Source organism: Curtobacterium sp. MCLR17_036 (assembly GCF_003234445.2).
Lineage (GTDB): Bacteria > Actinomycetota > Actinomycetes > Actinomycetales > Microbacteriaceae > Curtobacterium.
On sequence record NZ_CP126269.1, the window covers coordinates 3499522 to 3514034 of the forward strand.

Here is a 14513-nt window from a genome sequence, read left to right on the forward strand (position 1 = left end):
GTGGCCGCGACCACAGAGGGGAGGCCCGGTGCCAGCTGGCACCGGGCCTCCCGTCCGTCGTCGGCGCGGCTACAGGGCCGCGAGGGTCGCGTTCAACGTGGCGGACGGGCGCATGACCGCGCTCGTCTTGGCGTCGTCGGGGCGGTAGTAGCCGCCGATGTCGGCCGGGTGGCCCTGCACCGACACGAGCTCCTCGACGATGGTGTGCTCCTGCTCGCCGAGCTTCGCCGCGATCGCGGCGAAGGACGCCGCCAGGTCGGCGTCCTGGGTCTGCGCCGCGAGCTCCTCGGCCCAGTACTTCGCCAGGTAGAAGTGGCTGCCGCGGTTGTCGATCGACCCGAGCTTGCGCCCCGGGGACTTGTCCTGCTCGAGGAAGGTCCCGGTGGCGCGGTCGAGGGTCTCGCCGAGGATCTTCGCCCGCTCGTTGCCGGTCACACCGGCGAGGTGCTCGAGGCTCACAGCGAGGGCGAGGAACTCGCCGAGGCTGTCCCAGCGCAGGTAGTCCTGCTGCACGAGCTGCTGCACGTGCTTCGGGGCCGACCCGCCGGCACCGGTCTCGAACAGGCCACCGCCGCCGAGCAGCGGGACCACGGAGAGCATCTTCGCCGAGGTGCCGAGCTCCATGATCGGGAACAGGTCGGTCAGGTAGTCGCGCAGGACGTTGCCGGTGACCGAGATCGTGTCCTCGCCGCGGCGGATGCGCTCGAGCGAGAAGCGCATGGCGTCCTCGGGGGAGAGCACCTCGATCTGCAGGCCCTCGGTGTCGTGCTCGCCGAGGTACCGGTGCACGAGCTCGATGAGCGCGGCGTCGTGCGAGCGGGAGCGGTCGAGCCAGAACACCGCGGGGGCCCCCGTGGCGCGGGCGCGGGTGACCGCGAGCTTCACCCAGTCGCGGATCGCGACGTCCTTGGTCTGGCAGGCGCGCCAGATGTCGCCCTGCTCGACCCGGTGCTCGATGACGACGTCGCCGGCCTGGTCCGTGACGCGCACGGTGCCGTCGCCGGGCACCTCGAAGGTCTTGTCGTGCGAGCCGTACTCCTCGGCCTTCAGCGCCATGAGGCCGACGTTCGGCACGGAGCCCATCGTCGCCGGGTCGAAGGCGCCGTTCGCGCGGCAGTCGTCGAGGACCGCCTGGTAGATGCCGGCGTAGCTCGAGTCGGGGATGACGGCGAGGGTGTCGTGCTCGTCGCCGTCCGGACCCCACATGTGACCCGAGGTACGGATCATCGCGGGCATCGAGGCGTCCACGATGACGTCGCTCGGGACGTGCAGGTTCGTGATGCCCTTGTCCGAGTCGACCATGGCGAGCTCGGGGCCCTCGGCGAGGCCCTTGTGGAACGCCTTCGCGATCTCGGCGCCGTTCGGCAGCGCGTCGAGGCCGGCGAGGATCGAGCCGAGGCCGTCGTTCGGGGTGAGCCCCGCGGCGGCCAGGTCCGCGCCGTGGCGGTCGAACACGTCGGGGAAGAAGGCGCGGATCACGTGGCCGAAGATGATCGGGTCGGAGACCTTCATCATCGTGGCCTTGAGGTGCACCGAGAACAGGACGTCCTCGTCCTGCGCGCGCTGGATCTGACGGCGCAGGAACTGCTCGAGCGCACCGACGTGCAGCACGGTGCCGTCGACGACCTCGCCCGCGAGCACCGGGATCGACTGCTTGAGCACCTGCTCGGAGCCGTCCTCGGCGACGAAGGTGATCGTCAGGGCGTCGTCGGCGGGGGCGACCCAGGTCTTCTCGTTCGACCGGAAGTCGTCGGCGCCCATCGTGGCGACGTTCGTCTTCGAGTCGTGCGACCACGCACCCATGCGGTGCGGGTGCTTGCGGGCGTAGTTCTTCACGGACAGCGGCGCCCGGCGGTCGGAGTTGCCCTCGCGCAGGACCGGGTTGACGGCGCTGCCCTTCACGCTGTCGTAGCGGGTGCGGATGTCGCGCTCGGCGTCGGTGCCGGGCTCGTCCGGGTAGTCCGGCAGGTCGTAGCCCTGGGACTGCAGCTCCTTGATCGCCGCCTTGAGCTGCGGGATGGACGCCGAGATGTTCGGCAGCTTGATGATGTTCGCCTCGGGGGTGCCCGCGAGCTCGCCGAGCTCGGCGAGGGCGTCGTCCACGCGCTGCTCGTCGGTGAGCCGCTCGGGGAACTGGGCGATGATCCGGCCGGCGAGCGAGATGTCGCGCGTCTCGACCTCGACCCCGGCGGTGCCGGCGAAGGCCTTGATGACCGGGAGGAAGGAGTGGGTGGCGAGGAACGGCGCCTCGTCCGTGAGGGTGTAGATGATCTTGGCCATGCTGGCGGGTACTCCCTTGTTCGACCGTCGGTACGTCCACGGTACTCGTGGCGCAGGATGTCTCGACATCAAGATACATGGGGGTGCTCCGCGTCGCCCCGAGGTGTGCCGGCAGCCCGCGACGGCGGGTGGAGTGCCACCCTGGAACGGTGACCGAACTCCTCGCCGTGGGTGTCATCGCCCTCATCGCCATCGCGGGCGCAGCCGTGCTCGGGCCACGGATCGGCGTGGCCGCCCCGCTCGTGCTCGTCGTCGTCGGGATCGTCGCGAGCCTGCTGCCGTGGGTACCGGACGCGAGGATCGATCCGGAGTGGATCCTGGCCGGGCTGCTGCCGCCGCTGCTGTACTCGTCGGCCGTGTCGATGCCGTCGATGAACTTCCGCCGCGAGTTCGGCGCGATCAGCGGCCTGTCGGTGGTGCTCGTGGTCGCGAGCAGCCTCGTGCTCGGGCTCTTCTTCGCCTGGGTGGTGCCGGACCTGGGGCTCTGGTGGGGCATCGCCCTCGGCGCGATCATCAGCCCGACCGACGCCGTCGCGACCTCGATCGTCAAGCAGACCTCGATCTCTCGGCGGGCGATCTCGATCCTCGACGGGGAGTCGCTGCTCAACGACGCCACGGCGCTCGTGCTCCTGCGCACGGCGATCGTCGCCGCGGGCACCACGTTCTCGTTCTGGGGCGCACTCGGCGACTTCGCGAAGGCCGTCGCCGTCGCCGTCGTCATCGGCTGGTTCGTCGGCTGGCTGAACGTGTTCGTCCGCGCCCGGGTGCCGAGCGCCGCGGTGAACACGGCGCTGTCCTTCGCGGTGCCGTTCGTCGCGGCCGTGCCGACCGAGCACCTCGGGGGCTCCGGACTCGTCGCCGCCGTCGTCGCCGGCCTGTTCACCGGCATCGTCGGACCGCGGCGGCTCCCGCCGGGCCACCGGCTCTCGGACGCGCAGAACTGGCGGACCGTCGAGCTCGTGCTCGAGGGCGCGGTGTTCCTCACGATGGGGCTCGAGCTCGCGCGGATCCTGGGGGACGTGCAACGGGAGCACACCGGCATCGGTCCGGCGCTGCTCGTCGCGGTCGGCGCCCTCGTGCTGACCGTGCTCGTCCGGGCCGCGTACGTCGCCCCGCTCCTGTTCGCCCTGTCGAAGGGCGCCGCCCGCGGTGAGCGGATGCGGGACCGCTTCGCCGAGATGCACGCCGGCGACCGCGACGCGATGAGCGAGGTGATCCGCGAGCACCGCCCGGGCGGTCGCGCACCGTCGGAACGCGAGCTCGACCGGTTCTCGACCCGGATCCGCCGCACCCTGGCCGACATCGCGTACTACACGCAGGCGCCGCTCGGGTGGCGGGAGGGCACCGCCGTCGTGTGGGCGGGGATGCGCGGCGCGGTGACCGTCGCCGCGGCGCAGACACTGCCGGAGGACACCCCGCAGCGATCCCTGCTGGTCCTGGTGGCCTTCGCCGTCGCCCTGCTGTCGCTCGTGGTGCAGGGCGGCACGATCGGGCCGCTGCTCCGTCGGATCGCCGCCCCGGCGACGGACACCGAGGCGCAGGACACCGAGGAACGCCACCGGCTGCTCGAGCTCATGCGGGACGCGGCGACGCAGGTGCCCGCCGAGCGCGAACGGCCCCCGGCGACCGAGCAGGAGCTGCGCGCGGCCGACCCGGTCGAGCTCCGCGCCTGGATGGGCCGCGAGAAGACCCGGCGCCTCGCGGTGCTCGAGGCACAGCGAGCCGCGGTGCTCGACGCCCGCGACGACGGCACGTTCGACGCCGAGGTGCTCGAGTCGATGCTGCAGAACCTGGACGCCGAGCAGATCGCCCTGGAGCTGCGCGGCGGACCGGAGCGCTGACGACCGACGGACCGGAGCGGAGTCCGCCGGCCGGACGCCGGGTCAGGTGCCGATCGAGATCCGGAAGACCCGCACCCCGGACGCGCGCAGACCCGCGAGCCCGAGCCGCATCCGCATCCCGCGGAACGGTCGACGGAACCCGGACCACGCCGACGCGACGCCGATCTGGTGCAGCACCTCGGACGTCAGGGTGCGCTCGAGCTTCGGCGCGAGCCGGGTGAGCCCGGACACCGTCACCACGACGCGCACGGCCCCGGGGGCGAGGAGCGGGTCGATCGACTCGGCCGCCGCCTGCGCTCGGTGGAACGCCGGGTCGTCGCCCGGCCGTCGGACGGCGATCACGGCGAGCGTCGCGTCCCAGGTCTCGTCGGGGTCCGGCGGGTCGTCGACGCCGACCACCCGCATCCGTGCGGCGTCGATGCCCGCGCGCACCGCGGCGGCGCGCAGGACGGGCAGGAGTTCCTGGGTACCGGCGAGCACGACGTCGGCCGACGTCAGGTCGACCGGTGCGGGCCGCTCGTGCGGCGATCGGGCCATGGTGGGGGTCCTTCCGGCGCTCCGTCCCGACGCTACCGATCGTCCCGCGCGAGGGGCCGCCGACCGCCCGACGGCCAGGCCCTTCCCAGGACGGCGGCTCCGCGGTGCGATCCGGTTCGGTAACGAGAAGATCACGAAAGTCTCTGTACAAAGCGACAGAGTCGTGCAGAATGGTGGGCGGCCATGACGACTGCACACGAACCCGACCAGCACCCGGCGACCCCGGTGGTGCACCTGTCCCGTCGTGCTGCACTCGAGGCGGAGCGCGCCGCGGCGCGGAAGCCCGAGCGTCGAGCAGCCCGCACGCCCCGCCCGGAGAAGCGCTCCGGACAGCGCGCCACGCAGCCGCCGGTCGCCGCGCAGCAGCCGGTCACCGTGCAGCCCGCCGCCGCGCAGCCGGCCGCCGTGCCGACCGGGCGTCGTGCAACGACCGCCCGCTCGACGACCGAGCACGTTGACCGCCGCATCACGCGCGTCGTCCGCCGTCCCTCCGTCACCGCGCCAGCCCCCGCACCCGCCCCGCGTCGCTCGCGGTCGGGTCGGGCAGGCCGCATCACGCTCACGAGCGCCGCCGCGGCCATCGCCCTGTTCGCCGCGTCCGCGATGCCCGCGCACGCCAGCGCCGGCACCTCGATGGCGACCTCGACCATCGCGCCGATGGTCCGCACACAGGACTACGCCGTGACGCAGGCCGTCACCGCCTCCGGGTTGTCCCGCGACGGGTTCACCGTCGGCGGCGGCTCGACCCGCACGGCGAGCGGCCCGGGCTCGTCCGACGACGCAGTGTCGTACGGCGGCGCCGTCCGGTCGCCGTTCCCCGGACCGGTGCAGATGAGCTCCGGCTTCGGCTACCGAGCGGCTCCGTGCGGCGCGTGCTCGTCGCTCCACCAGGGCCTCGACTTCACGCCGGGCATGGGCACGCCGATCGGCGCCGTCGCCGCCGGGACCGTCCGGGTCTCGGGCACGTACTTCTCGTACGGCAACGCGGTCGTCATCGACCACGTGATCGACGGGCGCCAGGTCTCGACGCTCTACGGGCACATGATCCCGGGTTCGTCGCCGCTGCAGGTCGGCGACCAGGTCGAGGCGGGCGAGTTCATCGGGCTGGTCGGCTCGTCCGGCGTCTCGACCGGTGCGCACCTGCACCTCGAGGTCCTCATGGACGGCATCACCCCGATCGACCCCGAGGCGTGGCTCGAGGCCCGCATCGGTCGTTCGCTCACCATCTGACGCGACCCCGCGGGACACGCGACGAGGGCACGCGTCGACACCGCCCCGCAGCACGGCCACACCGGATCCACAGCGTTCGTCGAGCACCGCCGCGGTGGCGTCCCAGTCCACCTGTGCAGGATCACAGCATGGACGACTGTCACAGACCGCCCGCCCGATCCCGATCTGCACGGACTGCCCGCTGATGGGCACCGACACCTGGATCGCCTTCGGGCTCGTCATCCTCTTCGTGCTCGTCGGCGGCGTCTTCGCCGCGGCCGAGATCGCCCTCGTCTCGCTGCGCGAGTCGCAGCTGCAGCAGCTCGAACGCCGGGGGCCCCGCGGCGCCCGGGTCGCCGCCCTCGGCCGTGACCCGAACCGGTTCCTGTCCGCCGTGCAGATCGGCGTGACGGTGGCCGGGTTCTTCTCCGCCGCCTACGGCGCCTCGTCGATCGCGCCGGACGTCGCCCCGCTGTTGCTCGGCACCGGACTCGACCGGGGAGCGGCCGAGGCGGTGGCCCTGGTGCTCATGACCCTCGTCATCGCGTACCTGTCGCTGGTGTTCGGCGAACTCGTGCCGAAGCGCCTCGCCCTGCAGCGCGCCGAGGGCTTCGCGATGGCCGTCGCCCCGACGCTCGAACGCTTCGCGGTGCTCATGCGGCCGGTCATCTGGCTGCTCTCGACGTCCACCGACGCCGTCGTGCGCCTGCTCGGCGGCGACCCGCACGCCCGCAGCGAGTCGATGAGCACCGAGGAGCTCCGCGGCCTCGTCGACGACCACGACGCGATCGACGCGCAGGGCCGCCGGATCGCCCGCAGCGCGCTCGACGCCGGCGACCGGATCCTGCGCGAGTCGATGCGCCCCTGGTACGACGTGTCGACCATCGACGCGGGGCTGTCCGTCGCCGAGGCCACCGACCGGGCGATCGCGGCGGGGCACACCCGGTACCTCGTGACCTCGGGCGGACGCGACGAGGTCGACGGCTTCGTGCACCTCCGCGACCTGCTGCGCCCGGCCGACCCCGACGCCCCGGTGTCGACGCTCGTGCGTCCGGTGCTCGCCCTGCCCGAGACGAAGTCGCTGTCCGGCGCCATCGCGGACATGCGCACCGACGGGCACCAGATCGCCCTCGTCGTCGACGAGTACGGCGGCAGTGCCGGCATGGTCACCCTCGAGGCCCTGCTCGAGGACCTCGTCGGCCGCATCCGCGACGAGTGGGACACCGTCGAACACGACGGGCCGACCGCCGAGCGCGACGGGGTCGACGGCGCGACCGTCCTCGAGGACCTTGCCGCCGACGGCGGCCCGGTCCTGCCGGACGGCGACTACGAGACCGTCGGCGGGCTCGTCCAGGTGCACCTGGACCGCGTCCCCGCGGTCGGCGACGTCGTCCTCGTGGCTGGCCACCGGCTCGAGGTGACCGCCATGGACGGTCACCGCGTGGCGCGCGTCCGCATCGCGGCCGACGTCCCCGCCTGACGGACGGGAGGCCCGTGCCGGCCCCGCCACGGGCCTCCCGTCCGCCGCGCCCGCGGCACCGACGCGACACGTACGCTCGACGCATGGGTATCGACGTGCGCAACGAGATCCGCGACTTCCTGTCCTCGCGACGGGCCCGGCTCACGCCGGAGCAGGTCGGCATGCCGTCCTTCGGCGGCGGCGTCCGACGCGTCCCCGGCCTGCGGCGGCACGAGGTCGCGATGCTCGCCGGGGTGAGCGTCGACTACTACACGCGGCTCGAACGGGGCTCGCTGAAGGGCGTCTCGGAGAGCGTGCTCGAGGGACTCGCGAACGCGCTGCAGCTCGACGAGGACGAACGCGTGCACCTGTGGGACCTCACCCGCCTGGCGAACGCCGGCGTGAAGGACATGCACCGCACCGTCCCCACCCGGGTGCGGCCGGCGGTGCAGCGCCTGCTCGACGCGATCACGGGCGCACCGGCGTGGGTGCGCAACGAGCGGGGTGACGTCGTCGCCACGAACGAGCTCGGCCACGCCCTCTACGCGCCGATGTTCGCCGGCCCCGGGCGCCCGGTGAACACCGCCCGCTTCACCTTCCTCGACCCGTCCGCCCGCGAGTTCTTCCCGGACTGGGCGCAGACCGCACGCGACGCCGTCGCGGTCCTGCGCGCCGCCGCGGTGTCGAACCCCTGCGAGCCCGGGCTCATCACGCTCGTCGGCGAGCTCTCCACCCGCAGCGAGGAGTTCCGCACCTGGTGGGCGGAGCACGACGTGCGGATGCACCGCGGCGGGGGCAAGCGCATCGTGCACCCGATCGTCGGCGAGCTCCGCCTGACCTACGAGGCCCTCGACCTCGTCGCCGACCCCGGACTCGTGCTGTTCACGTACTCAGCGGAGCCGAGCAGCGAGTCCGAGCGCTCGTTGTCGCTGCTCGGCTCGTGGGCGGCGACCGAACGGGCCGAGCGCTCCGCGGCCCTGCGGGCGTCGGAGTCCGAGTCGGTCGACTGACCCCCACCGCGAGCACCTCGTGACGACCCCGCCGGACACCGCCGCCGCCGACGACGACCGGCGCCGGTACCGTCGCGCCGAACCGGTCTTCGCCCGCGCCGTCGCGAAGGCCCTCGGCGGCGCCGGCTCGCTGCTCGAGCTCGGGCCGCCGAAGGGCGACGCGGCGCCCTCGTACGCGCCGACCGACCGGAGTCGCGTCACGGTCGTCGACGCCGCCGGGCACCTGCCGTTCGCCGACGGGGCGTTCGACGCCGCACTCGCCACGGCGCCCCTGCCGGGACCGGTCGACCCCGGGGCCGTGCTCGCCGAGCTGCGCCGGGTGACCCGCGGGCCGATCGTGCTGATCGCGGTCGACCGCGAGCTCGCGCAGGAGCACTGGCTCGCGGAGTACGCACCCGAGGTCGTCGCGGCAGCGGCCCGGCGCCACCCGTCGCCGGCCGACGTCAGCGATGCGCTCCCGGGCGACGCGGTGACGGCCGTGCCGCTGCCGATCCCGTTCACGTGCGTCGACGGCTTCGCCGAGGCGTACTCCGCCCGCCCCGAACGGCTGCTCGACGCGGGCGTCCGGCACGCAGACCCGGCGTGGGCGCAGGTCGACGCGTTCACCGCGCGACGGTCGGTCGCGGCACTCCGCTCCGCGCTGGAGTCCGGTGAGTGGGACCGGTGTCACGGGGCGCTCCGGATCAGCCCGACGCACCGGGGGTCGCTCGTGCTCGTCACCGCGACCCCGACCGCTTGACACGTCGTCGTAGGCTGGTCGGGTGAGCTTGCAGGAGGTGGTCGGCGCCCGTATCGCCGGCATCAGGGCGTGAGGCCCCCGGTCGTGCCCTCGGGCGCGGCCGACCTCGTCGTCCCCTGACCTCCTCCGCCCGGTGCGGTGTGCGTCCGCACGCCCCGGGTCCGCACGAAAGCCACGACCATGCTCCCCATCACGGAGAAGACCCTCCGCACGTCCTTCGTCAACGCCTCCCGCAAGGAGACGTCCGACATCACGCTGCCCGCCGAGTTCGCGACCACCGACTGGGACGCACTCGACTACCTCGGCTGGCGCGACCCGAAGATCGGACGGCGCGCGTACGCCGTCGTGCCGACACTCGACGGCACGCTCGTCGGCATCCTGTTCCGGCAGGCCGAGGCCTCGTCCCGCGCGCGCGCCCAGTGCTCGTGGTGCCAGGACGTGCAGCTGCCGAACGACGTCGTGTTCTACAGCGCGAAGCGCTCGGGGCCTGCCGGTCGGAACGGCAACACCGTCGGCACCCTGGTCTGCCAGGACTTCCAGTGCTCGCGCAACGTCCGGAAGCTGCCGCCGCCGGCGTACGAGGGGTACGACGTCGAGGCGGCGCGGGTCCGGCGCATCGAGGACCTGCAGCTGCGCGCCGCGTCCTTCGCCGCCGAGGTCTGACCCGCGCACGGCAGTCCCGTCGCGACGGCACAGTCCGTCGCGCGGGACGGTCCGTCCCATCGCGCGTGGGATGGGAAGCGGATCCGCGCGTGGGAGGCCGGAAGGTCCGGCCTCCCACGCGCGGAACGCCCTCCGACGCGCGGAACGGCCTCCCACGCGCGGAATTGCACCCAGCCGGGGTCAGCGACCGATGCTCGACATGTCCGGGTAGCGGTCGCCGGTCGGCACGGGCAGCGACGACAGGCGCGACAGCTGGTCCGCGGTGAGGGTCAGGTCGGCCGCGCCGACGTTCTCCTCGAGGCGCGAGACCCGCTTCGTGCCGGGGATCGGGACGACGTCGTCGCCCTGGGCCAGCAGCCAGGCGAGGGACACCTGCGCCGGGGTGGCGCCGGCCTCGGTCGCGATGTCCTTGACCGCGTCGACGATGCGCATGTTCTGCGCGAACGCCTCCTGCTGGAAGCGGGGGTTCGCCAGGCGGAAGTCGTCGGAGTCCAGGTCGGACGGCTTCGTGATCGCACCGGTCAGGAACCCGCGGCCGAGCGGCGAGTACGGCACCAGGCCGATGCCGAGCTCGCGCAGGGTGTCGAGCACGTCGCCCTCGGGGTCGCGCGTCCACAGCGAGTACTCGCTCTGCAGCGCGGTGATCGGGTGCACGGCGTGGGCCTTGCGGATCGTGGCGGCGCTCGCCTCGGAGAGGCCGATGTGCCGGATCTTGCCCTCCTGCACGAAGCCGGCGAGCTGGCCGACGACGTCCTCGATCGGGACGGCCGGGTCGACGCGGTGCTGGTAGTAGAGGTCGATGTGGTCGGTGCCGAGGCGGCGGAGCGAGCCCTCGAGCGCCTCACGCACGGACTCCGGGGCGGAGCTGATGCCGCGGCCGGTGGCGGGGGTCTCCTCGCCGGCGGTGTGCGTGATGAGGCCGAACTTCGTCGCGATGACGACGTCGTCGCGCCGGTCGGCGAGGGCCCGGCGGAGCAGGTCCTCGTTCGTGTACGGGCCGTACGCCTCGGCGGTGTCGAACAGGGTGACGCCGAGGTCGATCGCGCGGTGGACGGTGCGGATCGACTCGTCGTCGTCGGTGCCGGCGCCCGTGTAGAAGGCGCTCATGCCCATGGTTCCGAGGCCGACGGGTCCGACCTCGAGGTCTGCGAGCTTGCGTGTCTGCATGGTGCAGGTCTACTCCCGCGTCACCGACGGCTGGGAGGCCCTGGGGGTACCGGTCAGTCCTCGCTAGGGTGGGCTCGGGGCGGAGGCGCCCCGGAAGAAGGGGGAACACCGTGACCGTCATCTGGATCGTCATCGGGGTGGTGCTCGTCGCCGCCGTCCTGCTCACCGTGCTCGAGGTGCAGAACCGCCGTCGGGCGCGTCGCCTGGCCCACCTCGAACGGGCCGACCCGCGGATCGCCGACCAGGCGCGCCACGACGCCGAGGCCCAGGCCGCGATGACCGAGGGCCTGTCGAAGGCCGCCCACCAGGGGATCTCCGGCGCCGGCGGCCCGATCGGCTGACCTGCCCGCCCGCTCGTCGCCGCTCATCTCCCCGGATGTCAGCCCGGCGACGGACGTCGGCGGGCGCGGGACGGCGTAGACAGGTCCGGTGACCGGAGACGACGAGGACCGCAGCACCCCGAAGCCGACCCGACGGGTCCTGCTCGCCGGGGGTGTGGGCATCGGGGTCGCCGGGGTGCTCGCCGCGTGCAGCGGACCGGCACCCGCCGCGTCACCGAGCCCGACCGGCAGCGGGTCGTCCGGAGCGCCCGGCACGTCCGGAGCCGGTGGGACCGGCCCGACCGCAGCGGTCCCGGACACCTGGGAGGCCCTGGCCGCCGCCGTGTCCGGCACCCTGCTCCGCCCCGGCTCGTCGGGGTGGGCCGACGCCAGGGTGCTCCGGAACCCCCGGTACGACGACGCGGACCCGCGGGGCATCCTGCGCGTCGCTGACGCCGGGGACGTGCAGGCCGGCCTGGCCTTCGCCCGGGCGACGCACACGCCCGTCGCGCTCCGGGCCGGCGGGCACTCGTACACGGGGTGGTCGGCCGGTGGCGCCCCGGGCACCGACGTCCCCCGCTCGCTCGTGATCAGCACGCAGGACCTCGACGACATCGAACTGCACGACGACGACACCGTCACGATCGGCCCGGGCGCGCAGCTCGGGGACGTCTACGCCGCGCTCGCCGACGCCGGCCGTGCCATCGGGTCCGGGTCCTGCCCGACCGTCGGCATCGGCGGCATCACCCTCGGCGGCGGCGTCGGGGTGCTCGTCCGTTCCTTCGGACTGACCGCCGACCAGCTCACCGGCGTCACGCTCGTCACCCCGGACGGCCGCGAGCGCGCGGTCTCGGCGACGGACGAGCCGGACCTGTTCTGGGCCTGTCGGGGCGGGGGCGGCGGCACCGTCGGCGTCGTGACCGCGATGACCTTCCGCACGCGCCCCGCGCCGGACGTGCTGCTGTTCACCATCACGTTCCCCTGGTCAGCGGCCGCGGACGTGGTGCGTGCCTGGCAGGACTGGGCGCCGACCGCCGACCCCGAGCTGTGGTCGACGCTGAAGCTCCTCGGTGGTGCACGGCACGCGACGCCGACCGTCACGGTCTCCGGTGTCTGGACCGGCTCGAAGACCGGCGCGGACGCCTCCGTCGACGGGTTCATCCGCGCGACGGGCGCCGAACCCGTCACCCACACCGGGCGGCAGCTCGACTACGGTGCCGCGATGGCCGCCCTCGCCGGCTCCGGCGCCCGGGTGTCCGAGGCGGCGACGTCGTCGATCGGCTCGAGGAAGCTGACGGACGAGCAGGTCGACGTGCTCGTCCAGCAGGCCGCCGCGAGCGGCGACGTCGCGGGGCTCGACGAGGGCGGGGTCTCCCTCGACGCGCTCGGCGGGGTCGTCGCGGACGTCGGCCGGACCGACTCGGCCTTCCCGTGGCGGTCGGCCCTCATGACGGTGCAGTACACCGCGGTGTTCGCGGACGGCACGGACCCCGCTCCGTTCGACGCCTACGTGCGCGGGTTCCGGAACGCGATGCGGCCGGCGTGGGGCGATGCCGCCTACGCGAACTACTGCGACGCGGCGATCACGGACCCGTCCGCCTACTTCGGCGACAACACCTCGCGGCTGCACCGGATCGCCGAGCAGGCCGACCCCGCCGGCGTGCTGTCGCAGCCGAACTGGGTCTGAGGTCGCCCCTACGATGACGGCATGGACGTCGTCGACCTCGTGCTGCCGGACGCCGCCGCGTGGCGGGCCTGGCTCGACGCCCACGAGGACGACGCCGACGGCGTGTGGCTCGTCCTGGCGAAGAAGGGCACGACGGAGCCGACGACCCTGACCTACGACCAGGCACTCGACGAGGCCCTGTGCTCGGGGTGGATCGACGGGCAGAAGCGCGGACGCGACGCCGCCACCTTCCGGCAGCGGTTCACCCCGCGTCGGCGTGCCTCGCTGTGGTCGCAGCGGAACGTCGGGCTCGTCGCCGCGCTCATCGCCGAGGGGCGGATGCGCGCCCGGGGCCAGGCCGAGATCGACCGGGCGCAGGGCGACGGCCGGTGGGACCGCGCCTACGCCGGGGCGGCGAGTGCGACCGTGCCGGAGGACCTGCGGGCGGCCTTCGACGCAGCCCCCGCCGCTGCCGCCCTGTTCGCCGACCTCGACGCGACGAACCGGTACGCGGTGCTGCACCGGATCGCCACGGCGCCGAGCGCCGCGGCGCGGACGAACCGGCTGGCGAAGCTCGTCGGTGGACTGGAGCGCGGCGAGACCCCGTTCCCCCGGCCGTCGCCGGGGGACACCCGTCCAGGGACCGGCGACGCACCAGGCGTAGACCAGGGTCATGACTGACACCGACACCACGAACCGTCCGGCCGCTGCCTCCGGCACCTTCCGCATCGGTGGCGACCTCGAGGTCCACCGCCTCGGCTACGGCACCATGCAGCTCACCGGCCCCGGCGTCTGGGGACCGCCGAAGGACCACGACGAGGCCGTCCGGGTGCTCAAGCGCGCGGTCGAGCTCGGCGTCGACTTCTTCGACACCGCCGACAGCTACGGTCCCTACGTCGCCGAGGACCTGCTCAAGGAGGCCCTGCACCCCTACGGCGACGACGTCGTCATCGCGACCAAGGCCGGGCTGACCCGCACCGGCCCGAACGAGTGGCCGCCGGTCGGCCGCCCGGAGTACCTGCGCCAGGAGGCCGAGATGAGCCTCCGCCGCCTCGGGCTCGAGCGCATCGACCTGTTCCAGCTCCACCGCATCGACCCGAAGGTCCCCCTCGAGGACCAGATCGGCGAGCTGAAGAAGCTGCAGGACGAGGGCAAGATCCGCCACATCGGCCTGTCCGAGGTCTCCGTCGACGACGTCAAGGCGGCGCAGGAGATCGCGACGATCGTCTCCGTGCAGAACCTGTACAACCTGCAGAAGCGCGACGCCGAGGAGCTCCTCGACTGGTCGACCGAGCAGGGCATCGCGTTCATCCCGTGGTTCCCGCTCGCGACCGGTGGCCTCACCGGCGAGGACTCGCCGCTCACCGAGATCGCCGAGCGCAAGGGCGCCTCGCCGGCGCAGCTCGCGCTCGCCTGGCTGCTCAAGCGCTCGCCCGTCGTGCTCCCGATCCCGGGCACGTCGAGCGTCTCCCACCTGGAGGACAACCTGCAGGGCGCGACCATCGAGCTCACCGACGACGAGTTCGAGGAGCTGTCGAAGCTCGGTTCCTGACGCGACCAGCAGACGGACGGGAGGCACGGCGCCAGCGGGCACCGTGCCTCCCGTCCGTCGTGCAGGCACG

13 protein-coding genes are annotated in these 14513 nt (G+C 73.5%); 10 read left to right on the forward strand and 3 right to left on the reverse strand.

All coding sequences use genetic code 11. From position 1 onward, the window contains the following. Nucleotides 1–69: 69 nt before the first annotated feature. Nucleotides 70–2280 (reverse strand): NADP-dependent isocitrate dehydrogenase, encoded by a 2211-nt coding sequence (locus DEI99_RS16535; protein ID WP_111040391.1) that lies wholly within the window; start codon nucleotides 2278–2280, stop codon nucleotides 70–72. Between the two features lie 149 nt (nucleotides 2281–2429). Here DEI99_RS16535 and DEI99_RS16540 point away from each other — a divergent pair, with 149 nt between their 5' ends. Continuing rightward, complete coding sequence (locus DEI99_RS16540; RefSeq protein WP_258369132.1) at nucleotides 2430–4121, forward strand: cation:proton antiporter; 1692 nt, start codon at nucleotides 2430–2432, stop codon at nucleotides 4119–4121. Between the two features lie 42 nt (nucleotides 4122–4163). On the opposite strand, the gene DEI99_RS16545 is transcribed toward DEI99_RS16540, so the two are convergent. After that, a complete protein-coding gene (locus DEI99_RS16545; RefSeq protein ID WP_111040393.1) occupies nucleotides 4164–4658 on the reverse strand; it encodes a hypothetical protein in 495 nt (164 codons plus the stop codon). Between the two features lie 183 nt (nucleotides 4659–4841). Here DEI99_RS16545 and DEI99_RS16550 point away from each other — a divergent pair, with 183 nt between their 5' ends. From DEI99_RS16550 to DEI99_RS16570, 5 genes are all read left to right on the forward strand, one after another. Next, nucleotides 4842–5888 carry a M23 family metallopeptidase gene (locus DEI99_RS16550; protein ID WP_111040394.1) on the forward strand — a complete coding sequence of 349 codons (1047 nt, stop codon included), beginning with the start codon at nucleotides 4842–4844 and terminating at the stop codon, nucleotides 5886–5888. A gap of 184 nt (nucleotides 5889–6072) precedes the next feature. Then, nucleotides 6073–7347, forward strand: a complete 1275-nt coding sequence (locus tag DEI99_RS16555; RefSeq protein ID WP_111040395.1) for a hemolysin family protein — start codon at nucleotides 6073–6075, stop codon at nucleotides 7345–7347. An 83-nt stretch (nucleotides 7348–7430) separates the two neighbouring features. Beyond that, nucleotides 7431–8336: a helix-turn-helix transcriptional regulator gene (locus DEI99_RS16560; RefSeq protein WP_146247037.1), complete on the forward strand. Its 906-nt coding sequence runs from the start codon at nucleotides 7431–7433 to the stop codon at nucleotides 8334–8336. A 19-nt stretch (nucleotides 8337–8355) separates the two neighbouring features. Then, nucleotides 8356–9075: a methyltransferase domain-containing protein gene (locus tag DEI99_RS16565; protein ID WP_111040397.1), complete on the forward strand. Its 720-nt coding sequence runs from the start codon at nucleotides 8356–8358 to the stop codon at nucleotides 9073–9075. Between the two features lie 180 nt (nucleotides 9076–9255). Next, nucleotides 9256–9738, forward strand: a complete 483-nt coding sequence (locus tag DEI99_RS16570) for an FBP domain-containing protein (RefSeq protein ID WP_111040398.1) — start codon at nucleotides 9256–9258, stop codon at nucleotides 9736–9738. A 180-nt stretch (nucleotides 9739–9918) separates the two neighbouring features. Here DEI99_RS16570 and DEI99_RS16575 read toward each other — a convergent pair whose 3' ends face one another. Next, nucleotides 9919–10905, reverse strand: coding sequence for an aldo/keto reductase (locus DEI99_RS16575; protein WP_111040399.1), 987 nt, complete (start codon nucleotides 10903–10905; stop codon nucleotides 9919–9921). 110 nt (nucleotides 10906–11015) lie between these two features. Here DEI99_RS16575 and DEI99_RS16580 point away from each other — a divergent pair, with 110 nt between their 5' ends. The 4 genes from DEI99_RS16580 to DEI99_RS16595 all read left to right on the forward strand — a co-directional run bounded on the left by DEI99_RS16580 (nucleotide 11016) and on the right by DEI99_RS16595 (nucleotide 14443). Continuing rightward, nucleotides 11016–11246 (forward strand): hypothetical protein, encoded by a 231-nt coding sequence (locus tag DEI99_RS16580; RefSeq protein WP_111040400.1) that lies wholly within the window; start codon nucleotides 11016–11018, stop codon nucleotides 11244–11246. Nucleotides 11247–11334: 88 nt separating this feature from the next. Next, the gene (locus DEI99_RS16585; protein ID WP_111040401.1) at nucleotides 11335–12912 is read left to right on the forward strand and encodes an FAD-binding oxidoreductase; all 1578 of its coding nucleotides are present in this window, start codon (nucleotides 11335–11337) and stop codon (nucleotides 12910–12912) included. 21 nt (nucleotides 12913–12933) lie between these two features. Next, nucleotides 12934–13572, forward strand: coding sequence for a YdeI/OmpD-associated family protein (locus DEI99_RS16590; protein ID WP_111040402.1), 639 nt, complete (start codon nucleotides 12934–12936; stop codon nucleotides 13570–13572). Beyond that, a complete protein-coding gene (locus DEI99_RS16595; RefSeq protein WP_111040403.1) occupies nucleotides 13565–14443 on the forward strand; it encodes an aldo/keto reductase in 879 nt (292 codons plus the stop codon). Before DEI99_RS16590 ends, DEI99_RS16595 begins: the two co-directional genes overlap by 8 nt. The last annotated feature ends 70 nt before the right edge of the window (nucleotides 14444–14513 follow it).

Excerpts from the sequence above, each read along its gene's own strand:
- DEI99_RS16535 (WP_111040391.1), bottom strand. The coding sequence starts at position 2,280 with ATGGCCAAGATCATCTACACCCTCACGGACGAGGCGCCGTTCCTCGCC.
- DEI99_RS16555 (WP_111040395.1), top strand. The coding sequence starts at position 6,073 with ATGGGCACCGACACCTGGATCGCCTTCGGGCTCGTCATCCTCTTCGTG.
- DEI99_RS16550 (WP_111040394.1), top strand. The coding sequence starts at position 4,842 with ATGACGACTGCACACGAACCCGACCAGCACCCGGCGACCCCGGTGGTG.
- DEI99_RS16545 (WP_111040393.1), bottom strand. The coding sequence starts at position 4,658 with ATGGCCCGATCGCCGCACGAGCGGCCCGCACCGGTCGACCTGACGTCG.
- DEI99_RS16590 (WP_111040402.1), top strand. The coding sequence starts at position 12,934 with ATGGACGTCGTCGACCTCGTGCTGCCGGACGCCGCCGCGTGGCGGGCC.
- DEI99_RS16595 (WP_111040403.1), top strand. The coding sequence starts at position 13,565 with ATGACTGACACCGACACCACGAACCGTCCGGCCGCTGCCTCCGGCACC.
- DEI99_RS16570 (WP_111040398.1), top strand. The coding sequence starts at position 9,256 with ATGCTCCCCATCACGGAGAAGACCCTCCGCACGTCCTTCGTCAACGCC.
- DEI99_RS16560 (WP_146247037.1), top strand. The coding sequence starts at position 7,431 with ATGGGTATCGACGTGCGCAACGAGATCCGCGACTTCCTGTCCTCGCGA.
- DEI99_RS16575 (WP_111040399.1), bottom strand. The coding sequence starts at position 10,905 with ATGCAGACACGCAAGCTCGCAGACCTCGAGGTCGGACCCGTCGGCCTC.